Source organism: Devosia aquimaris (assembly GCF_020169335.1).
Taxonomy (GTDB): Bacteria; Pseudomonadota; Alphaproteobacteria; order Rhizobiales; family Devosiaceae; genus Devosia; species Devosia aquimaris.
Genome location: NZ_JAIEZN010000002.1, coordinates 842,636 through 869,196, shown reverse-complemented (window position 1 = coordinate 869,196; position 26,561 = coordinate 842,636). Strand labels below are relative to the sequence as shown.

Here is a 26,561-nt window from a genome sequence, read left to right as displayed (position 1 = left end):
CGGAGAGGAGCAGGGCAAGTTTTGCCTTGAGCATGACGTTGCCTCGGATATCGATAAGATCGCCGACGCAATACCATGCAGGCCAGATGACAATTCTAATCTAAGCAAACCTTGAACGATGCCGCTCCCCAGGAGTTACCCAGCTTTCTAGGAAATCCAGCGGATCCACCCTTTCCATCATCTCCCTTGCGAGCCTCAATCGCTCCTCCAAACGCTGCCGACGCTCGCCGTCTGTGCACTTCAAACGCTCTTCTGCATCCGTGACGAAGCGCTCTACCGTCATTGCCCTTCCCCACCTCTCCATGATTTCCGCGAGTTGCTGCCTACTATCCGCCAAAGCCTGAGCTGTCTTGCGGGCATCCTCCTGTTGTTGATACTGCTCCCACCATTCCTCGTGCTCTTTTTTCCTTCTCGCCTTGGCCACATCCTCGGCGTCCATCAAGCATTGCACAGCATCTTTAGCCGCTTTCAACGCATCGACAATTTTGGGGATGAGGTTGCCAAGCGCGTTCTGATTGGTCTCCTGCCAGCTTGTGGACCAGTCGACGCCCTCTTTCGGAGAATAGGCAGTCACCCGAAAACGTCCGCAGGGCACATCCCGCTCCGTTGTCCAGGAGTGCGTCAGTTGCCAGGGCTTGGCCGACCGTATGAGCATACTATCCTCACGGTGGTAATCACCGTTGAGGTATCGCATCGTCACCCTTTCGGTCATCTCGGTGAGAGCGAGACCGATCGGCACCGTCCCAATATTGAAGACAGTTGGTCGGTCTGGAGCCCAGATGCTCCCTGAGTGATAACGTCCGTACTTGCGATCCTTTCGATCCACCTCCTGTTCCCGGACGCGGATGCGATGAAAGCCCTCGCTGGCCTGAGCGATGTGGATTCGAAACCCTTCCTCATCCAGCGCGAGGTAGAGGTCATTGGCGAGCGAGAGCGCGCGAAGCAATCCGGACTCCGATGAAATGAGGTCTGGCAGGATGCGCTTAGAGGGCCTCAAGAACTCACCATCGTTCAAAGCCCGCGTTTTTCGGAAGTGTTCTTCGACACCTAGCAGCAGGGGATGACGGGCTGGACGGAGATTCTTCGCGCGCCTGGTCTTCCGCGCAGAGCCATCTCTAGGCTTTCTAATTTGTCTTGGTTTTGGCGCTGACGGTATAATCTCAACGACATCATCAGATGTCTCTGGCAGTCTGGGCAACTCCGCCGGAAGCCCAAGAGACAAGCGAGTCCAATAGCCCGATCCGGGATAGGAGATCTGATATCGTTTACAAATAGCGGCCAGCGCCGTGCCGGAAATTCCAAGTTCTGGGGCAACTTTGCTGAGCGGCCGGTCGCAAACCCGTTGATAGAGCTCTAAACGTGTCAGTTGCATCAGCGAAGATACTTTTTCAATCGCGACGGATCGCATTGCTGGGATACGGCAGGCTTAAACTTCTCTTTGCCAAGGCCGCGTGGCGACCAGCAAATACCCCGTTCATGACCCTGTTATGTATTTAGTTTAACGGCCAGGCGCATCAGCGCAGACTATCGAGAACTGCACGGAGCAGGCTGGCCGTTCCTTTACCAGCCACCATCACCGGCTCGCGTTCTCCCATCGCATCCTTCACACAATAGTATGCCTGATGGCTGCTGCTCTTCCACGCAAACACAAAGATGTCCGAGGCCTTGGCGAGGCTGGTGAGTCGTGCTGTGGCCACTGTGTCTGCGTTGGTTTCGACGCGAACGCCGGGAAACATCTCGATGAGGGCCACCTTGGCCCGGCGCGCGGCTGCTTCCGCCAACGTGTAGATCGCGATCAGCTTGCCGGATAGGTCGGGCGTTTCGATATCCTCCCCCGCCGACCTCGGAAGCGTGATCGCACCTAGCACCTCCAGGTCAAGTTCATAGTCTCGAGTTAGCAACGTGAAAGACAGAACATCGTGTCGCTCGAGGCGATGTGCGAAGACTTGTGCCTGTCCCACCAGGAGAAGAAAGAATCCCTGCCGGGCCCGACGTGCTGCATCGTTAGGTGCGGGTGCAATGGCAAGCACTTCGCAGATATCGAGGCTCCACGCGAGGTGAGCATAAGAGCCTATCCGCCCCTGGACATCTTCCAGTGCGCTGACAAGATTGCCATAGTCGCTCGCGGACAAACCAATTGTCAGCAATTTTCCACACAGTATTTGCAGTAGTTCCAGATCAGCGGGGGTCAAGGTGTCGTCGAGCGCAATCAAGTCGAAAAGCAAAATCGCGATCGGCCTTACCGCTTCAGCGAACTGCACGTCGTCGTGAAAAACCGAGTGGAAAATTGTCGGCACTGCACGACGTGCAATTTCTGCAGCTTCGCCAGAAAGCCCGCCCAGTAGGCTCGCAAATTTGCTGGCTGTAGCGTCATCCCGAGTAATCGGCGTGACGTCCCAGGCGAGTGCGTTGTCGAGTGACTCTGCAAGAGCGCTAACCTCGAGACCGGCCGCAAGGCCCTCGGCCCAGTCAAACCAACCATCGATCGTGGCACTCGTTGTCTCGGCGTTTGAGGTGCGACCGGACACACGTCGAAGGTCGCCTAACTTTTTGAGAACAGGGATTGGCAGGCTCGCGAGGAAGGCCGGACCGGCCCGGTCAATCTTCGCAAGCAGACTTTGACGTACATCGTTAGTTTCGACGACGAGCACACAGGAGAGCAGGCGCTGTACTGAGCGTTTGCTCAACGGCAGATCATTATAAAGCGCGAATGCCCGGTCGTATTGGCCGTCGTCAAATGCCGCTTCAGCCTCATCTTCATCCGACACCGGCACCAGTTCTTCCGGGATGGAGGAGGGAGTCTGCGCGGGAGCAGGAGCGGCAAGGCTGGCGAACAACAGGTGACCTGGATCATCGTTCGATACCAGGGAGGCCAAATCTGCAAGGAGCGCTTCGTTGGGCCGGTCAAGCACACGTTCGAACAACAAGAAGGCTTTAATCACACGCGGCGTGCGGATGCCTCGCCTAGTCGCAAAAAGCCGCGGATAGGGTACGCTCAAATGTTGCTTAAACGCATTGAGTAGTGCTGAAGTATCGCCCGCCGCCTCTAGGTCATCTAGATACGTCCGATAGAGTGCCTCGACGAGGTCGGCGAGGACTTGCACCGGCAACGGCAGGTCGGAGAGCGTCTTAATCAGCCAGTGATCGCGGGCGATTTGCGGCCAAAGGCCGAGACCGGCTTTCAACCGCACATCCAAGTATCTAAGGTTTTCTTCGTTTAGGCGTCCTGTCCCTCGCAATTCGGTGAGTAAGGTTTCAGCCCGCTCGGCGTCTTGCACTAGCAGCGCCCGCTCAAAGTCGGAGCGGATGGCCCCCACCGGCCGCATCGGCATACGGTTGGTCAGCGGGCGACGCGAGGCAAGGCAAGCAAAGGTCGTCAGAAGATCGGCCATTCGAGCGCCCTTGGTGCCGACCGCACCAGAAAAGCGATACACGACCCCATCATAGCGTTGCCGCAATATCGCTGCCATAGGATCGCGGCTGTCGAAAGGCACAACGTCAAAGTGCTCTAAATAGGTCGGCCCAAGCCAACCCATCAGTTCCTTTTTGAGCTCGAATGCGCCAACAGGTCCCCGGGTCGTCGCATACCAACCAACGATATGGCCAGAGCGCACAAAGGGCAGCACGATCGCTGCTTGCGAACTGCCGCTACTGATGAGGTGCAGCCATGGAAGAACGTGATCCATAAGCGCCTGGGGCGCTGAGCGATCTTCAATCCTCTCCCAATCGAGCCCATTTGGAGCGCTGAAGAAGGCCCGCAGCCAAGCGACCTCGGAAGGCGCAAGATCGGCAATCATCTGTCGGTCCCAATGTAGGATTCGAAATTGAGGCGAGCCTCAGCAATGGTCTTTGCATTCGTGTCGTAGACAACCATCTCGTCGTTTAGCTCGAGGCCATTGTAGGTCAGGTTCATCGAACCGGTAAGTAAGCCCCTCTTGATCAGCACGCCCTTTGTGTGAAGGTGCCGGCGCTGGACGATCAGTAGTTTGTCGGAAAGCCCTGCTTCTTCGGCTGCCTCGCTCACCGCCGCTATGAAGGCGTCGTTATGAGTGTCGAAACTCGTTGCTATGCCAAGAGGCGTGCCGCGTGCAATCAGGTTGACCGCGACTTCAACGAGACGGACCTCCCGGTTACCCCATTCGGGATTGAGCGACCCAAAGCCACCTGCCCGATTGTCGAACAGCAAAATGTTGCTGATCCACGGGCTTACCAGCCACGCTCGCTGGCCTCCGGGTGCTACAAGCTCGCCAAGAAGCATGAGTTGCAGTAATTCACGGATCAGGTTCTGGCTCGTCACTGCGCTCTTAAAAATTCGACGTGTTTCGAAGGTCATTGCAAGGCCTCCGCTATATCAACGTCGATATGATAGGCGCCGCCCGAACGTCGAACCGCCTGCACGCGGGCAAAGACAGACAAATACCCAGTCTGCACAGGGTTGGTGGCGAGGAAGTTGAAGGCGTCCGCGACGCGTCCGGCTTGGTTCATGGGACAGACTAGAGTTGCCGCCCCAGTCTCGCCTAGGCGTTCCAGGCATTCGGGCTGCCATTGGTCGTTCTCGAGATCAATGAGCGCATTCTCCTGCGCGAGGAATGGCATCACCAGCAGAGGTTCGGGCGCCGGCAGATCAGCAAATTGGGAATAGACGTGCAATCCGGCTTGGCGAATCTGCGCCCCGCGCGGCCACAGGAGCCCGTAGATTACGCCGAAGCGCCATTGGTCAGGATTGACGGTGGGGGCGTCGATACCTGCAAAGCGGAGCGCAGTATCGATATCATCGCGTCGCGACAACCTATATGCGACGACACGGGCGTCCAGTTCAACACCAAGTCGCTCTTCTTCGGCTGACCATTGTCGAACGGCTCCTAGGAAAAAGGCGTCGCTTTCGCGTGTGGAACCTGGGCGAATGACGCGGTTAACGAGTGCGACCATGAAAGCATGGAAGGTCACGAAGCCCTCCGCCGCCAGCCTTTCTCGCAGCACTGAGAGGGCACGGTGGCTCTCGGCCGCCCCATAAGCGCCACGCATGCCACCTGTAGCAATGGCGAGATCGCCGTCAGGATCGTCCTCGACCACCAAGTTGAGGAAGCGCTGCAATTGATAATCGCTCAGCGCGAAATCATTGTCGCGCAGCGATGCCGTCATGAGATTATAGAAGCGGCGCGGATCCTCTGCATATTGCCTGAGCGCCTCTTCGATCTGGCCGTTGCCGCCGGGGGCGGTCTCGCTGATCCAGATTTCGGCTGCTGGTTCGTCGGCAAAAACATCGTCGGGCTCTCGCGGACCGGCATCGATATCGATGACCAGCCCGTTTGCGTCGACTTCCGGACAAAGGCTGAGTATAGCGTTGAGGGCCGCCGCCGCAGTCGTCGCTGCGAAGCGCTCACGAAGCCAAGGCTCCCAGTTTTCAGCGATTGGCTGCCACAGGATCTCCGCGAGGCTGAATAGGCTGGTTCGAACTCGTCGATCGGCTATGAGTAGCGCCAAATCTTGGCGGAGCTTGTCCTGCACATTGCCTTGGCCGGTGGGGTCATCGACAATCGGCGACTGGAACAGAATGCTGAGTGTTTGATCGAGGCTGAGTTCGGCCCTACCCTGCGCCAGATTGTCTGCGGCTTCCTCGAGTCCGATCGCCTTTGCGATCGCCTCATTGCTAATTGCTGCGAGAAGCAGATGAGCGAGCCACTCGCGAGCGAAGCGATTTTCCACAGCATCAAGATAGGGGCCATTGACTGCCTGGTCGTGGAACCGTGCCGTGCGGATCGCCCGGTAGGACGGATCGGAGTCGGTGCCGAGGCTCGACCAAAGTTTTTCCGGAAAACGGAGGCGCAGGCAGAAGGCATCGACGCCGAAGCTGAAACCAAGCGCCGCCGCGCCCCCTGCTATCTCGTAGTTGAACTTCTTAGTGTAGGACGTTCCGTCCCGATAGCGGATGTCGGCGTCGCTCCCAATCGCCATACGACGCGCTTCGACCGGACTAAGACTCTGATGGGTGTAGAAGTGTGCACCGGCAATGAAGGCCGCCCAAGGGCTGCCGATCGGGGGAGCAAGAACCAGGCCGACTTCACGCGCGACAAGCTGCGAACGCCAGCGCAACCGCGCAGTCGAAGTGTCCACCACTGTGTTGGCAGGCTGCTGGACCAAAAATTCGCGCGGTCGGTAGACTGGTACTTGCAGGATGTTTCCATTGGTAGCGCGTATCTGCCAGTCGCCGATAAAATCGGCCCGTACGTTGTGCGATAGGTCGGCGCTTTGCTCAATGTTCTGGTCGAGCGGCGGGCAGATCCAATGCCGCTCCAGCGCATGGCTAATGCCGTAGCGGCGCGAGACTCGGCCGGCTGCGTATTCCTTCATCGCCTGCGAGATTGGCATTACGACTCGTTCTGGCGTTGCACTGCCTGACTGGCCAAGAACTATTTCGACCTCCGGCAGGTTGAGATCGCTGAATAGGTTTGCCGGCGCGAACTCCGGCAAGGGCGAGTTACCCACCTTATAGTCGGCCCCTTCCTCTCCATGAGCCAACCATCGCGATTCCAGTCGGCGCAGCGCGGTGGGTAGCACTTCAAGCAATAGCGGCCGCGGGTGATCCCACAGAAGAGCATCAATCTCGCTACGGTCGAGCTTGAGGGCTTGTCCAAGATAGTCCGCATAGCGTTCGAAATCGGCATCGTTGGTGAGAATGCGTCGGGTTGCGTCGGCCAATTTCGTCTGGCGGGCGCGTTGGTTTGACGTGGCGGCGGGACCGTACATGTTGATCCAAACACTGCCGCGCGGGTTGGAGCCAATAGTAAGGCTGAGATAATCGAGCGTCGCGTAAACCGCTTGGATGCGTTCGACATAGCGATTGTTGATCGGCAGCGACCGGGGAGAGACCTCTGGGTCAAACAGCAGGTCATAGCCCTGGTAGGCGATCCGATCGCGACCATAGTCTGACAAGATAACAACCGTCCAAGGTCGCATGCTTCTCGAACGCCCAGCGCGACCCTTGCGTTGAAGAAATTGAGCAACATCATTGGGAGCTTTATGCTGAATAACTGCGCCCACGAGTGGATCATTGTACCCGACCTCAAGCGACGCGGTCGCGACGATTATGTCGAGATGACTGCCCACACCCGGATCCATTGACATGACGCGGCCGACAGTCTTGCGATCGTTTGACTGCAAAGTGTGCCCGATGTCGACAGCGGCCTGCCAATCCTGGCCATGAAGCTTCCGATGTTCGCTGGCCATCGGCGTTCGCAAGGACGCAAGCCCGCCATTGGGATGACGATTCATGTCGATCCGGCCGCCGCTTTGCCTCCCCTCGGCATCAAGCATCGCGAAGAACATACGGTTGATGACATCGAGATTATCGGCGAACAGGAACAGCCGCTCGCCGAAGACGCCTTGGCTCCGGCGTAGGTCTGGCGCATCGAGCATTCGCGAAAGCAACATGGCCGACTGAATCGTGGTCGACAGAAGTGCGGTACGGGAGACTGGGTCGCCGCGCAGCGCCAGTAGATATTCTGCGCCCTCCGCAATCATATCGCAGGTCCGTGGGGCGATTTCGAGAGACGCCTGCTCGTGCAGGCCGGTTAATCGCGCGAAGAAGCGTGCGCCGTCAGCGATTGTTGCTGACAGGCCAACGAAACTAACAGACCTGCGCAGCAACCGGCGCCACCGCCGAAGCAGAAACGCGACCTGCGCTCCTGATGTGCCGGAATATGTATGGACTTCGTCGAGCAGCATCAGTTCGACAGGACGTTCGCACCGATCGCCCAGGCCGAACAAGTGGCGCACACGGTCATCGCCCATTCGCTGGTTTAACATCTCGGTCGTGGTGAACAGGATGTCCGGGCTTTCGCGTTCGAGCCGCTGACGCGTGAGTATAACCTCGTCGCTTTCGATTGAAGCAGCGCAGGTCTGGCAGACTAGGCGCTCCTTCCCGGCCCCGCGATCCAGGCTATGCCAGACCATGTCGCCGTCACAGCCATCGGTTGGGCAGCGCAAATAGTCGCAGATCAGACCGTCTCTATGGCGACGCCAACCAGTGCGGGTCTCCGCGTCTGCGGCGTCTTTTGGCGTCGGGCCGAAATATGTGCCGATGAGAATCTTGCGACAGCCTTGATCTAGCAGGCTGGCATCGAGCCGCCTCGCCTGACCATAAACCTCGGCAAACTGGTCCTTGAGCAGTTCATTACGTGGGTAGAGCGCGAGCACCTTGACCCAACGACTTGCTGATGGATCGCGCTGAATGTGCGATGCGATCCGAGCAAGCGAGGGCAAGTAGAAGGCCAGGGTTTTCCCGCTGCCGGTGCCGGCGCTGACTAGCGTCGCAATCGAAAGGGGCTGCTCGAAACCGGCGAGAATGCGCTCGGCGGCATCCACCTGGAAACTTGCTAGTCCAAAATCAGGTCCGTAGCTATTGATCAAAATCGACAGAGCGTCACGAGCGGAGGCATCCGACGTTGCTGCCTGAATCTGAACACGAGCCCGTTCTGCAGAGATTTGCCGGCGCGGATAGCGGCGTCGACGCCAGATGAAGCGGAAGTCCGCAACAAGCGTCGGCGCGGATTGCCAGCCAATCAAGCCCTGATGCTGCGGAAACAACTGCCTGAGTCGAAAAAACAGCCGGACTGCTTCCGCCATCCGCGAGCGGAAGCGGCTGGTTTCACTGTCGCCGATGTCAAGCAGAAGCGTGCGCCGCTGAAGTGCTGCTACGACTTCTGCGACGCTGACAAAAGTCAGCCCGTCGGCATAAGCCGGGTCGTCAAGCAGCGGGTCGATGAGTTCGCTGAGTTCGCTGAGCGTCAGGAAGCCGTCCACGAGGCCCCAGGTGAGCAACCGGGCTTCGCGCTGTTCAATCCGATCCAAACTAGCGAGTAGGAGTTTTTCATCACCGCTCATGGGCGATCCGATGATTTGACGCGATAAGCCTCGAGACTCTCATTTTCGCGGAGCCAGTTGAGCACCTCGTCGGTCAAAAGGTTGATCGGAGCGCCGCGGACAGACTGAACCGCCTCTAGAAATGCCTTCACATCAGGGGACACCTGGAAATCGAATGCTTTAGCAGCAAGTTCGAGTTGGTTGCCGAGCATTCGCGCTCGATCGATCGTCCCTTGATCGTGTGGGAGGGTGTCGAAGAGCGCCCTGAACTGACTATAGAGGCCTCGGTAGACTCTGAGTGCTTCTTGGTTCGCCTTCGTCTTGGCGAGCTTGGACTCGACCGCAGCAGGCGTCTCGCCGCTGAACAGGCTCGTCCATTGACCCTTCCAAGCAACATTGACCGCTGTCTGAAGGTCGCGCGCCGCCGAATCCATTTCTTCCAGCATCGTCGACCATAGCTGTCCCTTCTTCAGGGTCTCGGATTTCGGTGCCTCTGCAAAACGCTCGACCACCGTAGTTGCCTTCTTTCGGACCTTAGCGTTGCTCGCGGGTTCGACAATGGTGATGCCCGCCTTGGTAAGCAGGCGTCTCTTCTCGGCTGGCGCGGAAAGCCTTTCGACGTGCCGGGCAAGTTGGACACGCAAGCCCTCCAGGTCGGCAGCCTCGGCGACGTTGGAACTCATCTCATGGAGACGGCTCAGACGAGCTCTTAACGCGGATGCACGGGCGGGTAAGGCTGCACTCATGGCGTCGCCTCCGGCACATCCGATTGGGCAACAGTGTTCAGCAATATTCTGATTTCAGAAACCAGCGTCGCGGGATCAGCCTGCCCCCGATTAGCCTCTTCTCGCACAACACCGTCCTCTGCCGCCTTAATCAAGCTCTTTGTGTGGTCGAGAAAGGTCATGGTTCGGGCAATCAGCCCGAGGTCGAGCACACCGAGCGCATTGAGCGCTTTGGGAATTTGGTCGAGGTCGCCCTCGACGATCGTAGCGATTTTACTCACCAGATCTTTGATCGCGCTGGCCTGAAATTCCGTTAGCCTACGCTCGAACTCTTTAAGCGTGGTAGGTAAATTTACATGGATGCCGGTCATGGCCAACAAGCGGCAAATGTCCTGAAGATCGGCAATGAACTTTGCCTTGTCAAAGCTATCGTCGATGTATTCGCCGATTCCGGTACTAAATGTCCTTAGCTTTGTGACCACGGGGCCGAGTTGGCCCTTCAAGCGCGCCTCGGCAATGGGGCGGAGGAACTCTCTGACGTCCTGCGGCAATTGATCGGTCCCCGCTCGCGCTCTGTCATCATCGCCAACCGCCTCGGTTAACCGGACAATGTCGATTGCAAATGCTGTGCGTCCAGTTCCTTGGAACGCCGCCGTTCGCTCGAGCAATTCAGTCTGCAGCCGCTCTCGTCCTGGCCTTTCTCCGATCGCGGCCAGAGCATTGGACCGCAGCCGATCCCAATTCTCTTCAAATGGCTGCGTTTCTTTCGGCTCCGGCTTGCCGAAGAGCGCCTTTAGCACCGTTTCTGGTGTAGTAGGCTTCAATGCGGGCTCGAGCCCGATGATCCTCGACTGGGTGATGAGGGCGCGGCTAACCGCAGCCGCCTGGTCGAGTGCGGCGCTGCGCAAAATCGGCTGCAGTTGTGCGATCAAACCATCAACGAGCGCTGTACTTGCAACATAGTCCTCGTCCGCTTCAGCGTACGACCAGCGGCGATTGTTGACGGTAGCGAAACGGAAAGCAGCCAGCAGGCCGGCGCGAACCGAGCCATCCGCGTCCTTTGCGTCGTCGGCGACGGAAATCTTCGTGTTCAGATTGCCGCGAGCCTGTGGAATGTCTATCCAGTTTGGTGGGAGATCTACAGAGCGCATGCGAAGTGCAGGCCAGTCGATCGCATCGCGGACCATGTCCATCAGCGCCTTTCGCAACTCATTGGCATCCCGCTGCTCAAGCGAAGTACCATCCGACCATCTCTCCAGCTTGACGCGCAGGTCGGCGACGCGCGGATCCTCGGCGGCCTCAACGGGCGCTGCGACCTTAGTGCTAACGGCCTCAATCGTGCCCGGGGTTGTCGGGAGGGTTTCGCGAGGCGGGGCCACGAAGCTAATGTCGGCAAGCGCACTCGGCGGTGGCAGATGAAATGCTGTAAAAATCGCCGGTGGGATGTGCTTAATTGCCGCCACGTCGGTCGGGTTGCCTCCCCAAAGCGCGAGAAGAGAGGACAATCGGCCGCTGACCGCGTCTGGTTGGTGGGTCTGTTTGATCCAGCCTGCGATGGTGGCATTTGGTCGAAAGCCCTGGAATTCGGGGGGTGGGAAATCATGGGCCAGAAAACTCGCGCGCAGCAGCAGTGTCGATCGGAGGATCTGGTTGATGACCCGCCGCGGATTGAGTTCAAGCTTCCCCCCCTTGAGAAGTATGCGCCCGGCGAGCGCTTCTATCGCTTCGCGGTTAAAGGGAAAGAGCGGCGCGCCATTACCAGCGGCTCCAAATGCGGCAACGACGCCGCTTTCGACCTCGTCAAGACCCTCATCGCGCCACACCGGCAGCCAGTCGGTGAGCGATCTTTCCTCGCCGCGCTGGCTGAAGAGACGCCTCAGATCATCGCTCCCCCAGCGAGCGGCGTTGAGATATGCGCCGACCATATTCACAACGCTTGCTTTGATCTCGTCATCGCCCTGCTGCCGTCCGCCTATCACCCATTCCCAGCGGGCTCGGGTCAGGATTGTATCGCGGAAATTTAGATGGCCGTCAGTGAGCGCAAGTGCGGTACGCATGGTCGCGCGCACTTTTTCTCCGGCATATTCGCCTTCTTGAATGCAGACTTTGAGCAGTACTTCTTGAATGCCTGCCAGCGCGGCAAAATCCTCAACAAGAAGGACCAGATCTTTACCCTCTTGAAACAGGATTTCGCGGACAGAGAGGATGATCTCCTGCAGCGTAATGCCGCCGGTGCTCTGCTCGAGTTGGAAGACATTGCTGATCGCCGGGTCAATTGCCTTGTTTAGCAAATCAACTGCCGCCTCGAGTCGATCTGCTCCGACCATGGCAATGTTGACCTGATAATAGTCACGGACCCGCTGCGCGGCCTTGCTGACATCCACATCTTTGGGAAGGATAAGATCGGACGCGACGAAACGGGACAGAGTGTCCGCCTGCTCGACTTCGCCCAAGCGGCCACTCAGCGCGCGCGATAGGACCCGGGCAAGAATAGTTTTGAAATGCTCTTCGAGCGCAGCGTCCGAGAAGAGCTTCGGCAAGTCGCGTGCGTATCCGATGAGTTGGCGTAGATCGCCGCGGTCGGGGTTCTGCCGATACTCCGTGGTCAACTCTTCACGGCGTGCGGTCAACGCATTTTCTAGGTGGGCTCGAAAGGTGACGACAGCATTGTCCAGGTTCACCTCAGCGACTGCGCGAGTGAGGTCCTGCCAAGGCTTGGTGTACCGGGGATTGTTCTTGAGCGGCGCGAGGATCAGTTCGACCACAGTGCGCAAGCTCGCACTCTTGGGGATGCGGATGATGTGATACCGGTCGCGCTTTGCGGAACGCTGCAATTGGGCATCAAGCCAGCGGACCATGTGCGACTTGCCCGCCCCAGACACGCCGGTGATAGGCAGGAGCACGTATCCGCCCGGCACGTCCTCGGTAGTAAAGGCATCAAGCAAGTCCAACTCGGTCGCAGTCGACGTGGTATCATTGCCTTCTGCGCGTCGCACGATCGCGGCGGGTTGATGGACTGCAAGCAGCACCGCATCATCGGCAGTCTCTGCTTCATTCTTGATGCACGCATTTACTGCATCAGCATCGGGCCAATAGCGGTCGAGCATTACTTGGCCTTCCGGTTGGCGATCCATCGGACATGCGTCATGCGGAGCCAGGGCCGCTGTTCCGCACCCACCAGCGTTACGCCAGCTTCGGTGTCGCTAAGCTGTTCAGTTGCGATCACGCCTTCATGGATAAGCCTCCGGATCGCACGTGATAGGGCTGTTGAGAGCGTGCTTGCAGGCGGACGGTGCCACGTCGAGCCTTTGAGGAGATCCTCAATCTGCCGCCTGTACAATCCACCGTCGAGAACGGGGATCACCTCGGCGATACGATCGACGAACAACGGGGCGGCAAGCGTTTGCTCGGCCCCGAAGACTTCGTCCAGGCTTTCGCGCAAGGCCTGCGTTGGGTCGATGGTGACCGAGGATCCGCTTCGCGCGAAGCCGAGGTAGACCATCCACGTTCGTAGGCCGTTCCAGCGCGTGTCGTTCTGAAGCATCCGCTTTGCCTTATCGGCGACTTGGCTGTTCTCGAGTGCGTCGATCGTGCCATGCGAACTGGTGTCAATCGTGTAGACGTCTTGAGCGAGGATCCAGGAGAGCCCGCGATTTAGATCGGCGGCCCTGTTTTCCTCGGCCTCAAAGAAGCGGATGTTGTTTTCCGGTGCGAGTGCGATCATTCGCAGCACCTTTGGCAGGCGGCTTTCGGCAATATCCGGGTTCTTACCCAAGATCGACCGATAGGGGTCGCGGAGGCTAACCAGTTTGTCCTCGCTCTGGAACAGTCCGAGTTCGGTCCAGCGGTTCAGCGTCTGCGTCAGATGCTTCGGGTCGATGCCATCAACGCCGAGACCACATGCGGCCAGCAAGTCCTCACGGCTCCGGGAGCCATATCGAGCCAATGCGCGAACTAGGACAATCGCTACGTTGAATAGTCCGTCGCTAGGCATGTTCAGAATACTCACCGCCGCGCCCTCGCTCTAAACTGATCGAATGTGATTACATTGGTCCCAGTCTCAATCAGCCGCCGACTCGGATGAAAGGGATCGGCTGCCGAGGATGGGGCGATTAGGATATGGAGCGGCCGATCAAGCAGCATGAGCGGCTCAGCCCAAACACTTTCATTAATGACGGTGGCGCGAGCCAGTCGATAGATAGTTGCCTGGGATGCAGCTTCTTCTTCGAGCGACTGGACGAGCAGAACGCGGTCGTGGGCGCGTTGATGCAGTTGCTTAATACCGTCGAAGGCACGCAACTCATCTGGAATCGCAATCTCCCGAATCCCGAAGGTCGAGACGAGGTCTGCCAACGTGTCGACAATCTGTGCTGACGTGACGTTTTCGGGCAATGCGATAATCACAGGAGACGCGATTGATAAGTGCGGAAAGCGCAGCCGGAAAAGGCTTGTATCTGCCGCTTCTACTTCTTCGATACCGAACGAATTTGGCTCGTTGTAGAAAAGGTCAGTACGATGAGAACGCCGATCGACGGGGCATCCGCCGCATGCGCGCGAAACGAGGACGGTGCGCCTGGGCGAATGGCTGGTGTAAAGGTCATGCAATAGGTCGGAGACTTCGGTTTTTCCACTGAGTAAGGCATCCAGAAGTCGGCCACCTGACGAAGCCGCAGTTATGGACCGAGCCCTCTCGGCACCTATCCGGCCGTCGAACACAGATTTATTGCGGTGCCCCATTTCTGAGACGCTCACGACCGCTTGCATAAAATACTGCGACCAATGCTCTTCATTGCGTATTTCGAAATCGGCATCGGTTTCATCTTCATTTTGCGCGATTAGTTCTGGCGGCCTCGACTCAAGTGTCAGCATGCCGGCGCGCGCCATCATTATCAGGGTACGCATATTCCAAGCAGCATTGTAGTCAGTCTGACGGTTGAGCCGCTTGGGCACCACACTCAGGTCAATCTGAAGCAAAGTTCCGATGGCATTGAGGGAGGTGGCAGACGCCGACATGGCCCACCATCTGTCGAATGCGAGCTCATCGCTGATTAGCGACGGCGCAGCCAGTCGATCGGCCAAATCGCGATCCAGATCGGAATAAATCAAGAGCGACGCCGACATGCACCCGTCGCGGCCGCCTCGGCCGACTTCTTGGTAAAACCGATCAAGTGTCTCGGGTACTGCGGCGTGCACAACCGTCCGAACATCCCGCTTATCGATGCCGACCCCGAAGGCTGAAGTGGCCACGACGATGTCGAGTTCGTTATCGGCCCATTGGTCGATGACGCGCCGCCGTGTGGTGTCATCGGTGTCACCATGGAAGCTAGCGCAGCGCGCAAATCCGACTCCACGCAACCGTTCCAGCCATTCGTCGGCATCCTGACGCTTTGTAACGTAGAGAATGGTCGGCCTCGGAGCGTGGCAAACCGCGTCGAGCACCTTCATTGTCTTCGCATTTGGATCGCTTTCGCGATGGATCCAGTATTGCGGTTCGGGGCGCAGGTGAATCGAGGCAGCCATCTGAACGGTCTCGGCGGGACCAAATAGTGCGTCAAGTGTGGCGACGGTTTCGGGTGTCAGCGTTGCGGACATCAATACGGTCTTGAACGGTCGGTCGCCACACTGGGCAAGCAGCCCATGTCTGACCCCCGCCAACATTTGGAATGCGGGCCTGAAGCCGTCGCCCCAGTGACTTACAAGGTGTGCCTCGTCAATGACGAAGTATGCCAGCAGTCCCGCTGCTGCCGCGTCGTAGAGAGCGGGTAGCAAGGCTCCTGTCACCCCTTCGGGTGAACAATAGAGGATACCCTGCGTGCCCTGCCGGATCATCGATTTGATAGTGAGACGCTCGTCACTAGTAAGGCCGGCGTGCCACGCCAATATGGGCATTTCGCGTCGCGGAAAACGCGCTTTCAGCATGTTGGCGGTTTGGCGCGCTTGATCCAAAGCAAGTGCGGTAGTCGGCACGACACAAATCGTCACCGGCCCCTCGAGCCCGCGTACAAGAACCGGCGCCTGCGCCACCAGGCTTTTGCCAGATCCTGTGGGGAGGGCGACAATCAATGTCTTCCCCGGAGGCAATAGAAAGGTGCTGCGAACGGCCTCGCGCTGCCCGGGTGCCATGTAACAATCGAAACCGCTCACTTCTTCAAGGAAGGGATCAATCGGCCTACGCCGGTCGATCCGCACATCACGTTCAGCGAAGGCGTCTTCAAAGAGCGGCGCGTCGATATCTTCCACCCACTCGGGCGACCAGGGGACCGCGTCGACCAAGTAGTGGCTACCGACTCGTTGGGCGCGGACGCCGAAACGTGACCAGTCGTCTCGGTTGGGCCAACCTTCGTCAGACGGCACGCGGAGACGAGCGGTTGACCCAGACTGGAGCGACTGTCGGCGCAATACATGGCGCAGCAATGCCATTAGATCGCTTGAACCATGGAGAGTAGCCGTCGTCTGAGCGGAGTAGAGAATCTGACGGATACGCTCGAACACACCGTCTGCGCTCTTGTGTGGGACGGCCACTTCGGGCCATTGATCAAGAAGATCGTGCAATGACGAAAAGTCGAGCCAGTCCACTAGCCGGCTCCGTCGACGGTAGCGGTCATCGCATGGTCGCCGGTCAGAAAGCACGCCAGTGCGGCATCGACGCGAATTGAGGGCGCGTTGATACCGGCGCTAAGCGCATCGGCAAGATCGCGTTCGATTTGCCATTCCTTCTCGGCGGTGGGATCGCTGCGACGGTCTGCTCGGGCCCGCAATTGGCCTAGGCGCCCAAAGTCGACTTCTGCCGATCTATTGCGAGCCGCTACCAGGCCGCCCACGAATGCCGACGATTGGCGCAATGCCAACTCGGCCTGACGCCGTGCTTGCCAACAAATCGCGGGCCAGTCGGTCATCTGTGGGAGTCGCAGTAGTCCGAGTTGGTTCCATCTCATCGGGTTCAAGTTGAAATCGCGGCCACCCCGTCCTATCGCGGTGGGGCGGTAGGGAAGATCCAGCTTGGTTAGAAGGTCGGGGTCCGTAACCAATTCCATCTCTTGGTCCAGCCAGACTGTCCTGAAAAAGGGGGGCAGCGCCATATCACCCCGGCGTCTGATTGCCGCCTCGCTGGCTTCGCTTAGTCGATCTGCGGCGGCGAGCACGTCGCGGGCGCGGGCCAGGTCGGGCTCGACGATGAAGTCGAAACGGAAGTATAGGTCAACAGCCCCCTCACCTTGATGGCCCGGAAAAAATCGCCACAGCGCAGTCGACCGTCCGCGATCATCGATCTGGGACAGATCCCACATACCGTCGATGAACGGCTCCCCATATCGCAGTAGACGGGCATGCATGGCCCTGCCTTCACGCCCCAGCGCCGTGCGACGCCTGTACGTCATCGGGTACGTTCGTACAGTGCGCGCAAGGCGCGCCTGGAGCGAGTTGTCGATCGCCGCGGAAAATCTGTTGAGATAGGTCTCAAGCGGAACCAGCGTATGCGGTTGATGCGTCATGTAGCGGTAGCAAAACGGAAGCGCACCCGACGTCTGTTCCTCCCGAGTCCGTCCCGAGACGCGTGTGAACATAAGGTTGGTTTCAATCCAGGCCGAAGCAGCCGTATCAATCTTGCGCCATTCATCGTCCAGGTCGGTAAGGGCATCCAACATTTCACTAGATGGCGCGCCTAGCGCATCAAGCGCGTCCTGCTGATCAATGTCGGCGATCTCACGCTCAATCCTGCCGTCTTCACCCTGGCTCTCCATGAGGAGGTCAATTAGCGCCTCTGAGCCCTCCCGAAACAGCAAGGAGGCGAACGTCCCTGTCATCTCCTCAATGACATACTGAAGGCTCGCGACGGAGCGATCGAAGACCTTCAATGCATTGTCGAGGTAACGAGCCCATGCGTCTTCATAAGGATTGTCGCGGCAGACGAGAATAATCGAGCGCACGGGCTCGCCCGATCCATAACGATCGGCACGCCCCAAACGTTGTTCGATGCGATTGGGATTGAACGGCAGATCATAATGAATGACAATTTTGCGCCCGCCCTGAAGATTGAGACCTTCTTCAGCGCGGCGATCACATACGAGTATTGGTCGAGTCTGGTCTCGATTGAACGCCATCCAGTCTTCGTGCTCAGGATCATGGCGATCGATGGGTAGTTCCAGAACAGCGGCAAGCGTCTTTACCAAGCGGTCTGCCGTCTCCCTGTCAGTACAGAAGACGACAAACTGTTGGCGCGGGCCAAGCAACGGCTTGATCGCCTCAACCAGAGCGGATGCACGATCGTCGAGAGCTTGCTCACTTGCCAGTTCCTGCAAGATGACATCGAGACGCTTGGTGTCGCTGACGAGTGCGACCTTTTCCGCGAGACGATCGATACTGCCAACGCCGGAACAGGCATATTCCTGCATCCGCTCCAGCGTTTGGAAGAATACCCGTGACCGATCCGCGCGTATAGACTCGACATCTAGCGTTGTCGCCTCATCGAAGCGCCAATATTCGATCGCTTCGCACACGCGTGCGGTGGCGGAACTATCATACTCCACTCGGATCGCGCCGGACCGGTCTGGGGTCAACCCAGCGATATTGCTCCGTCGGTGTCGCAATATTCTGCGGTGAAGGCGATAAACTTCGCTTATGTGCGAGCGGACCCGCCCAATCGCGTTGATCAGTTCAGGATCGGATTCGTCCGGCAAACCGTCCCCAACAATGCGCAAAGCCGCAACATGGCTCTGCAGTAATTGATCGTCAGCAAAATGCTCCGCGAGTTGGTTTAGCGTGTGATCGAGATAGAGGACATTCTCTGGCGCCAATCCCGCAACGATTTGCGCAAGCATTTGGCGGCTTCGAACCCGGCGACGAAACCCAACCTCGTCATCGAGTGCATAAGTGTCCGGATCCAGCAGGTGGAGCATTTCGAGGAATCCACGCTCATTGTGAAGAGCAGGGGTAGCGGAGAGCAGCAGGACGCGATCGATCTTCTTCGCTGCGACCGCGATATTCTCATATAACTCCCGTTCATACCCTGCGCTCTTACCCGTCAGATGATGGGCCTCGTCGATCACCAACATGGTAGCGCGGTCAAGTAGCGTGCAAATCGCTTCGTGATCACTGGCGCCCAACACGCGAAGGCGGCCCTCGAAATCGGCGTTCAGAAAGAACTTTTCATCAAGTTCATGGCGCCACTGAGAAACGAGTGCGTCTGGAACGACTATCAAAATGAAGGCGCTCTCACCGCAATCGAGGATGCATTGTCGGATCAGTATCCCAGCCTCGATTGTCTTGCCGAGCCCAACTTCGTCGGCAAGTAAATACCGCTGCACTGGATCCTGGAGAATTCGGCGAACAACCTCGATCTGGTGCGCCTCCAGTTCGACCGCAGATGATATCAACGCGGACATTCCCATGGTCAGGCCCCGTTGAGCCATCACCGATCGGACAAACCCGCTGCGCCCATCGGAAAAGCGCGGAGTTTCATTGACTTTACCGGCAAGAAAAGCGGTCGGATCGAGGATGGCACGGTTCCATCGAACGTTCACGTCGGCAACCGAGAGCCACCGCTCCGATCCGTTCGGAAATTTGCAATATTGGCGGGTGCCGTGGTCATCGAGCAGCCGGCCGATTTCCCACGCGCCTATTGAGGCGTTGTAAAAATAGATACGTGTCTGCTCGGGCAGCGAGACGGCCTCAAGATCATCCAGGGCAATAGTCGCTGAAACGGCCGGATTCCAAGGGGCATCAAAGAACTCGACCGTGCAGAGGTCTCCCCGCCGACTGATTGCCTTGCCAACTCCGAATGAAGCGTGCTCGCCCTCGCGCGCCTTTACAAACACCGAATCTCCCCCCAGTTCGGCTCCTTCGCCCACCGGATCAGACACAATGTTTAGGTTCGATTCAAGCGTCCCGCCAAACAGTTAGCAATATACAATTCCATCGGGATACTCGACTTGGCATTTGCAAAACGCTGATTTAGCCAGGCATCATTCCCATCCGACGATCCCGCGACCTGATCCAGACCAGGATTGGGAGTGCGGCAAGAACCATCCAAAGTTTGCCCAATACTTGGCCTGAGAGAAGATCCAAACTGCCGAACGCAAGCGTGAGAAACACAATGCTATCGATGATCAAGCCAACCACGCTGCTTGCCGTGGCAGCCAGCACCAAGCCGCGACGCTGAAGCGGCGTGTAAACCAAAAGGTCGGCAGTTTCCGACAAGGCGAAGGCGAGCGTTGAAGCGATAATCAAGGCGGGCGGAGCGAAGAAGATCGAAAGAACCGCGCCAATAGCGATGGCGGCAAAAGACCAAATCAGACCGAGACGCCGTTGGACCAGATCGCGCAGGACCAAGGCTGCCCCAACCGCGAGTACGCCGCTTGGTGCGAGAATGCCAGGCGCGACCGGGATAAGGCATGGTCCGTCCGGCACGCAGACCGTACCGACGTTTCCAATCAGCCAATTGGCCAGTGGAATGGTGCAGGCGAAGGCAATTAGAAAAAGTGCACCTTCGACTGTTCGCCTGGTGTCCAGATCACGCATCGCTTGTCTCCCGAGCCATTGAGCGAAACTTCTGATATCCCTTGGCCCGCAGGTCACAAGCGGGGCACCCGCCGCAACCCCGACCCCATTCGTTATTATGCTCGACGTCGCCGTTGTAGCAGGTCAACGTTCGGTCCCGGATTAGGTCGACCAGCGGAGGCCCACCTAGCTGTTCCGCGAGCAACCAGGTCTGGGCCTTGTCTATCCACATCAGCGGCGTGTCGAGAACGAAACGGCTTTGCATGCCGAGATTGAGAGCAACTTGAAGAGCCTTGATCGTGTCGTCTCGACAGTCCGGATAGCCCGAAAAATCGGTCTCGCAAACCCCGGTTACCACATGCTTCAGTCCCCGACGGTAGGCCACCGCAGCCGCGAAGGTGAGGAAAACGATATTGCGACCGGGCACGAACGTGTTTGGCAGGCCGGATGCCGTCGTCGCAATCTCGACTTCGCGCGTCAGTGCGGTGTCGCTGATTTCGCCGAGCACGGATAGATCAAGCACACGATCATCGCCGAGCTTTTCAGCCCATGCAGGAAACGCTTTCTCAAGTCCGGCGCGGAACTCGATCCGCGCGTCGAGTTCCACAACGTGCCTCTGGCCATAGTTGAAGCCAATCGTTTCCACTCGCTCAAAGCGGTCGAGCGCCCAGGCGAGGCATGTGGCCGAGTCTTGGCCACCAGAAAAAAGTACGAGAGCACCATCGCCTGACATCACAAGCTCTCCGAACCGTAGAAGCTGCAGGCTCCGGTATCGCTGTCACGTCTAACCGTTACGCGCCATATGTTTGGGCAGACCGGCGCGACTTTGCGCCATATCCAGGCCGACAGGTTCTCAATCGTGGTCGGACCTAGATCTTTGATCTCGTCTAGGAAGCGGTGGTCGAGGCCGTCGCGAGCCTCTTCGAGCGCTTGGTCGAAGAGGGAGAGGTCAATGATCATGCCGGTTTGCGGATCCGGACGACCACGAACGACGACCTCCGCACGGTAAGAATGACCATGGATCCGGCGACTTGGTTCGACGTCCACTGTTCGCTGAAGCGTGTGCGCCGCGTCGAAGCGAAATTCCCTGCTGAGTTCGTACATTACCGGATGCCCATGAATTTGTGAGTTTGAAGCGAGAGCCGCCAGCGCGGATGCCGCAGGCAATAGTCGATGGCTGCCGCCGTGTTGTGTTCGCGCTCGCCGTCATCACGCGGCTGCAGGAGGAAGTGCTCAAAGTCGAGGCTCTCGAACGAAAGAGGATCGACCCCAACTTGGGGAAACACCAGTTTCAACTCGTGCCCCGAAGTTTGGGCAAGCGGCACGGCGCCCTTGGGACTGACGGAGATCCAATCAATCTCGGTTGGCGCCGCAAGCGATCCGTTGGTCTCGAGCGCGATCTCAAATCCGCGCTCGTGAAGAGCCAAAATAAGCTCTCCTTCAACCTGCAAGAGGGGCTCGCCCCCGGTAAGAACGACGAACCTTTCGGTTTTGCCTCCTCCCCACATCTCCTCGACTGCAGCCGCCAGCGAATTGGCGTCGGCGAAGCGCCCGCCGCCCTCGCCATCGGTACCGACAAAGTCCGTGTCACAAAAATTGCAGGCCGCCGACGCCCGGTCGCGCTCGCGGCCACTCCAAAGATTGCAGCCAGCAAATCGGCAGAAGACAGCGGGGCGACCAGCATGACGCCCCTCGCCCTGCAATGAGTAGAACATCTCTTTGACTGCGTAACTCATCGCCTTAGGCCGCCTTCTCGTTTTCGGCGATGCGCCGTTTGAGGACCTGGACCAGATGAAATGAGAGTTGGCGAACATCGGCCGGCACGTTTTGCAGCCCATTCCAGCGTCGGCGTTCCGAGCCGAACTCCCACTCGCCCGCGCTCCAGGCGGTCTTTCCCTTGAGCAATCGGAGACCAGCGGCAAAATCGTCGCGTGTGGAGGCGCCGGTAACGCTGTTCAAGAAATCCATCACATAGCCTAGCGCGATGATACCGGTGCCGTGGAGCAACCGGGACGTCTTTGGCGTTTGCCCAACCCAATCGTCCGCGAAGACGTGCTGAACCGCGTGATAGAATTCGCTCATCGTCGTGACCCCCTGGGCCAGCAGAAGCTGGTCCTCGCCGGCATAGAGCCGAAGGGCTCCGTCGCTGAGGGAATTCATGATGACCCGCTGGAGGACAGTGTCGCGGATCACGCCCTTTGGGTTGGTTTGTTGCTTGATCAATCCCTTGAGCGAAGACCCCTGACGATAGTTGAGTGCCTCGGTGACAAGAGCGGCTTGTGATCGGCTCGACATGCGTGTGGGCAGATCACCCACCTTGGGGAGCAACTCATAGACGAGTGCCTTTGGCAGCGGGCGGGTGTTGTTGACCAGGATAAACTGCTTCTGCAACTCCTCCTCTGTCTCGCAAAGGAAGCCTGAAACCAGTACTTCAAACTCGCGGCCCCGAAGTTCTGAAAGCGCCGTGAACCGCTGCTGCCCATCGACAATCCAGCCAGGAGGGCCGTTGGATGTATCGACGACCAATTGATGAAGGCGGCCGCCCGGGCTCATTGAGGGCTCCAGTCGAGCGCCACCCATGAATGCGACCACTATCGCATTGGGCAAGATCGAGTTCGGCTTTTCCAGATAGTCGCGAATCTCGCGAATGTGACCCGCTATCTGCGGCCTCTGAAAACCTTGCAGGGCGCCGCCGTTGTCCCGCCCGGCTCGCTCGATGCGAGCGATGCGCGCAACGTCCGACGCCTTGGCGACGAAGCTGAAGACTGCCAACGTGTCGCTCTGAACCGGCGCCAGTGCGTCGAACCGAATTAACTGCTGCTTGCTCATGCCGTTTCCAGTCGAAATTCACTAAGGTGGGTGTGGAAGACGTGGAGGTTGTGGATGCCGCGTCGCTTGTTGCGATTGGACGTCCGGAAAATAACGGCCTCCACGCCGCTTTCTCGACAGACCCGGCAGTTGCACCGCTCCCAAGGCCGATCGCCCAGCGTGTGCGTGTATGCTTTGCGCTGCCGCGCCGCTGCATCCGCTCGACGACTTGGCGAGACGTCCTCGTCCCAATTGAGGGCCGCCCAATAATCCATTACCGCATCGAGTGTCTGATCCAGCGCCGCCTCGCCAACTGCATAGGCGCGAACGTGGTACAGCGCGGCATCTTCCAGGCGCCTCGCATCCTCCTGGTTGAGGCTCCCTTCAAGCGCCTTCTGCTTGAGCTTGTTATTTTGGGTAGCCTGCGGGATGCGTATCGCCGTGTAGTAAGAGAGTTCGCCACTGGCTGTACGGGACCAGTAGTTTTTGCGCGCATCCTTGAACGCTCGCAGCAAAGGTGACGTCGTGTCGAAGCTGGTTACGCGGTACTTCTCGAGCACTGCCAACTCTTCGATCTTGCCAAAGCCGAGCAGGTGGAGGCGAACATGGTCCGGGAGGACGCCACGCAACGCGGCCAAAACCCGGCTTATTTGTTCGATCTTCAGGGGAACTGTACCGCCAATAGCCAAGTAGTCGTATCCCATGTTTGCGAGGTTCCGTGCGGCCTCCGCCATGCTCTCTGCTGACCATCCCTGGATGACGCCCAACGGCGTGAACCCCGTCCCCAGCGCCTTTGAGGCCTGAAGAAACTCGGTAGCGTTCTGAAGAGTGATCTCGTACCGACCGCGCACCCCCTCCGGTACGTCATTCAAGTTGCGGGTCACGCCAACGTCGTCGAAATCGAAGATCAAATGGTCAGGGGAGCATCCGTGGCTGAAGCCGCCATCGGCATAGAATTCCGCCGTGTCTTCGCCACGATAAGGTGGCTCCGGTAGGTTGCGGTACGAAAAGGCACCACAGTCACCCAGCATGATGCTGTCGGGAAACTTTTCGAGCGGATAGCGCAAAAATCGGCGCGCGCCTTCTCGACGAAACCGCATCAACTGAGCTTCAGAATACTTCCCTGGGTGCCCCACATCCCCCACGATGCCGCGCGATACGAGGATCCCGTCATAGGGAGCTTGCTCCAAGAATTCGTGCGGGTACTCGTCGTCCCGATGCACTGCCCGGCCTTTGCCGTTGCGATCTTCAATGAAGTCGTATTCTGGATCGATCGTGTCGACGCTGTCTGCAAAGAGAAATTTCATCAGGCCACCTTGGCGAAAGCGTGCATGTGGTCGAGCCGCGCCAGGTGACCGGACAAAAGTTTGATGTCGCGGCCGACATTTTGGATTTCGTTCCAATCGCGTTGAAGCTCCGTCCACCGGCCACTCGTCCAGTGGCAATAAGGGGCGATACGTGAGAGTGACTCGGTCGCGTGTCCGAGCAAGTCTGCGCCAGGGGCAGCACGCGACATGATACGGTCCATCAAGAGACTCATGGCCTCGATCCCGGCCGAGTGCATGAGCCGACTTTCAGTCGCAGGACGACCCCATGCCTCCGGGAACACAACGCGCACTGCACCCCAATATGCGACAAGTGCGCGATACATGGCGTCAATGTCGGCCGGGGTTTCCGCGGTCGCCTTGAAGGGGGCCAGAGAGCCGAGAGCGCTGTTGATGCTGTTCCTGATCGCCTTGACCAACGCGGAATCGGTAACCACCGCGGTGGCGGAGTCTTCGGACAACCTCTTAATCAGGCCACGAAACGGAGAGTCGGGGGCCGATTGGAGGAGATTTACCAGTTCACTGGGAATCTTCCGGGTTGAAAGGTCGCGCGGAAACGCGGTGTCCACCTCTGGCAGAAGTTCGTTGATCAGCCGAGGATCAAGGGGTTTGGCCTTATTGACCAAGATGAATTGCTCTCGGTGAACGGAAAGTGCCTCCGAAACGAAGGCAACAACCGGAACGGGAAAACCCTTATTTTGAGCCTGAGACAGAGCAATCGAGCGCTGCTGGCCATCCACAATCCACGCCGCCTTGGGGCCATCCTTAGGCAGTGGAATTCGTAGCGTACCCGCTTCACAAACCCGCGCATCCCCGCTCGGCCTCTCACCCCTAGCCTGGGTGAAACGCGCTCGAGGCGAGATCGCCAGGATGATGGCATTCGGAAAAAGCACAGGACCCTGATCCAGAAACTCCGTGATCGCCTGAACGTGACTCTTAATCCCCTTGCGCTGAAAGCCCTGCAAGGCGCCTTCCCCATCACGATGGACGCGGCTGATTTCCGCTATTTTCAGCAGGTCTGCGCCAGCAACAAAGAAGGCATAGACAGCTTTGTCCGCCTGCTCTGTCCTAACCGCCCGAACGGCCAGGGTCGGCTCTGTGGTCTTCAGGGGCCGCGTCATACTGCCTCCCTCTTCTGCAGGGCCTTCTGATAGAGCCGGGTGAAGCGAGATTGCTCGCAGGCGACACCCTCTTCATCTCGAAGGGAGCGCAGAATGCGCGCAACGCCCAACTGCGACCGCAGACGAACCGCGATCAACTCGATCAATTCTGCATCTGAGCGACGCGGCCGGCGCGGCCTTTCAGGCGCCGTCACTTTGGTGAGCGCGCTGGTCACTGCCGCATAATCGACATCACGACTGTGCCGCCCCTCTTCGGCAATCAAGCCCACGAAGTGAAACATTGCGCGTTGCGAGAAGTCGGAACGGGTTCCAGGCAGGATAGCCTCCAGCCGTTCGTCGTAGGGCGCAAGCGCCGGATGCAAAGCCGGAGGAAGAACCGAGGCCAGAGAGGCTCCGAAAATTCTAAACCGGTCCAAGACCCGAGGGCCCAGCGCAGCAAGGCTTCCGCCGACCATCTTTGCGTAGGGCCGCGTGAGCGCGACCAAGATCCGCCCAGTACCCTGACCAATCGCATCTGCCCAACGCTCCGACAACGGCAATGCCTGCAAACCAGAAAACCAGGCGCCAGCGTCGAACTCACCCACAATTCTGGCGGCAATGGAGTCGGAATGCCCCGCCGACACCGTGAGCCCATATAAGGGAACGTCTCGGTCCGCAGCAACTAGACCCAGCCCAGCAGACACAATGTAGAGCTTCGCGGATGTGACCTCGGACGCGCGAGTGGCCAGCGAAAACCCGCGCCCCGCATAAAGTACACGTGCGGCAGTATCGGGGGGGAATGTCTGAATCCTCTCGATCCACTCAGCTTGAACCGCGTCCTGCGTATCGAGCGGCAGCGAAGCGGGCGTCGCCCCAACCGGGACGCGCGCTCGCTTTCGAAGCGTGCAGATGGTGACAACCACGTCGACCCGCTTGGTCGCGACGGTCTGAGATGGCTGCTCAAGTGGGTTCATTTCACCAATAACTGCGCGAAAAATGCGAAAATTCCGCCCTGACCGAGTGACCACACTTCTACATGTAGCGGAGCCGTCAGCCTGCCACACAAGTTGTGCGCAGAAGCGAACGTGACGTTCAACAGCTACAGCAATTCTGTAGGTTTTGCAATCAGGAAGCCCAAAAAATGCGCCCTGCGCTAGATCGGCCGCTTAGGATGATCCCAGTTATTGCACCCAACTCGTCAGATAGTGCCGCATTACTGGACAATGGACCAAACGCTGTCGCTCAAC

At 58.4% G+C, this 26,561-nt stretch carries 17 protein-coding genes; all 17 read right to left on the bottom strand.

What is annotated here, in order from left to right; all coding sequences use genetic code 11:
• Positions 1–100 precede the first annotated feature (100 nt).
• The 17 genes from K1177_RS17040 to K1177_RS16960 all read right to left on the bottom strand — a co-directional run bounded on the left by K1177_RS17040 (position 101) and on the right by K1177_RS16960 (position 26,288).
• Positions 101–946, bottom strand: a complete 846-nt coding sequence (locus K1177_RS17040) for a hypothetical protein (protein WP_224705156.1) — start codon at positions 944–946, stop codon at positions 101–103.
• Between the two features lie 568 nt (positions 947–1,514).
• Positions 1,515–3,797, bottom strand: coding sequence for a protein DpdD (dpdD, locus tag K1177_RS17035; protein ID WP_224705154.1), 2,283 nt, complete (start codon positions 3,795–3,797; stop codon positions 1,515–1,517).
• Positions 3,794–4,333 (bottom strand): phospholipase D-like domain-containing protein DpdK, encoded by a 540-nt coding sequence (dpdK, locus tag K1177_RS17030; RefSeq protein ID WP_224705152.1) that lies wholly within the window; start codon positions 4,331–4,333, stop codon positions 3,794–3,796. Before dpdK ends, dpdD begins: the two co-directional genes overlap by 4 nt.
• Positions 4,330–8,883 carry a protein DpdJ gene (dpdJ, locus tag K1177_RS17025; protein WP_224705151.1) on the bottom strand — a complete coding sequence of 1,518 codons (4,554 nt, stop codon included), beginning with the start codon at positions 8,881–8,883 and terminating at the stop codon, positions 4,330–4,332. Before dpdJ ends, dpdK begins: the two co-directional genes overlap by 4 nt.
• Positions 8,880–9,545 carry a hypothetical protein gene (locus K1177_RS17020; protein WP_224705149.1) on the bottom strand — a complete coding sequence of 222 codons (666 nt, stop codon included), beginning with the start codon at positions 9,543–9,545 and terminating at the stop codon, positions 8,880–8,882. The genes dpdJ and K1177_RS17020 overlap by 4 nt, the downstream gene beginning before the upstream one ends.
• Positions 9,546–9,604: 59 nt before the next feature.
• Positions 9,605–12,694, bottom strand: coding sequence for a protein DpdH (dpdH, locus tag K1177_RS17015; protein ID WP_224705147.1), 3,090 nt, complete (start codon positions 12,692–12,694; stop codon positions 9,605–9,607).
• Positions 12,694–13,581: a protein DpdG gene (gene dpdG, locus K1177_RS17010; RefSeq protein ID WP_263575044.1), complete on the bottom strand. Its 888-nt coding sequence runs from the start codon at positions 13,579–13,581 to the stop codon at positions 12,694–12,696. Before dpdG ends, dpdH begins: the two co-directional genes overlap by 1 nt.
• A gap of 11 nt (positions 13,582–13,592) precedes the next feature.
• On the bottom strand, positions 13,593–16,163 hold the full coding sequence (dpdF, locus tag K1177_RS17005) for a protein DpdF (protein ID WP_224705143.1): 2,571 nt from the start codon (positions 16,161–16,163) through the stop codon (positions 13,593–13,595).
• A complete protein-coding gene (gene dpdE / locus K1177_RS17000; RefSeq protein ID WP_224705141.1) occupies positions 16,163–19,399 on the bottom strand; it encodes a protein DpdE in 3,237 nt (1,078 codons plus the stop codon). The genes dpdF and dpdE overlap by 1 nt, the downstream gene beginning before the upstream one ends.
• Positions 19,400–19,535: 136 nt before the next feature.
• Entirely contained in the window at positions 19,536–20,102 is a 567-nt protein-coding gene (locus K1177_RS16995) for a VUT family protein (RefSeq protein WP_224705139.1), read from the bottom strand.
• Positions 20,095–20,814: a 7-cyano-7-deazaguanine synthase QueC gene (gene queC / locus K1177_RS16990; protein ID WP_224705138.1), complete on the bottom strand. Its 720-nt coding sequence runs from the start codon at positions 20,812–20,814 to the stop codon at positions 20,095–20,097. Before queC ends, K1177_RS16995 begins: the two co-directional genes overlap by 8 nt.
• Positions 20,814–21,185, bottom strand: a complete 372-nt coding sequence (locus tag K1177_RS16985; protein ID WP_224705136.1) for a 6-pyruvoyl trahydropterin synthase family protein — start codon at positions 21,183–21,185, stop codon at positions 20,814–20,816. Before K1177_RS16985 ends, queC begins: the two co-directional genes overlap by 1 nt.
• Positions 21,185–21,817 carry a 7-carboxy-7-deazaguanine synthase gene (queE, locus tag K1177_RS16980; RefSeq protein WP_224705134.1) on the bottom strand — a complete coding sequence of 211 codons (633 nt, stop codon included), beginning with the start codon at positions 21,815–21,817 and terminating at the stop codon, positions 21,185–21,187. Before queE ends, K1177_RS16985 begins: the two co-directional genes overlap by 1 nt.
• 4 nt (positions 21,818–21,821) lie before the next feature.
• Positions 21,822–22,910, bottom strand: coding sequence for a DGQHR domain-containing protein DpdB (dbpB, locus tag K1177_RS16975; RefSeq protein ID WP_224705132.1), 1,089 nt, complete (start codon positions 22,908–22,910; stop codon positions 21,822–21,824).
• Positions 22,907–24,196: a tRNA-guanine transglycosylase DpdA gene (dpdA, locus tag K1177_RS16970; protein ID WP_224705131.1), complete on the bottom strand. Its 1,290-nt coding sequence runs from the start codon at positions 24,194–24,196 to the stop codon at positions 22,907–22,909. The genes dbpB (K1177_RS16975) and dpdA overlap by 4 nt, the downstream gene beginning before the upstream one ends.
• Entirely contained in the window at positions 24,196–25,335 is a 1,140-nt protein-coding gene (dbpB, locus tag K1177_RS16965; protein ID WP_224705129.1) for a DGQHR domain-containing protein DpdB, read from the bottom strand. Before dbpB (K1177_RS16965) ends, dpdA begins: the two co-directional genes overlap by 1 nt.
• Positions 25,332–26,288, bottom strand: a complete 957-nt coding sequence (locus tag K1177_RS16960) for a hypothetical protein (protein ID WP_224705128.1) — start codon at positions 26,286–26,288, stop codon at positions 25,332–25,334. Before K1177_RS16960 ends, dbpB (K1177_RS16965) begins: the two co-directional genes overlap by 4 nt.
• Between the last annotated feature and the right edge of the window lie 273 nt (positions 26,289–26,561).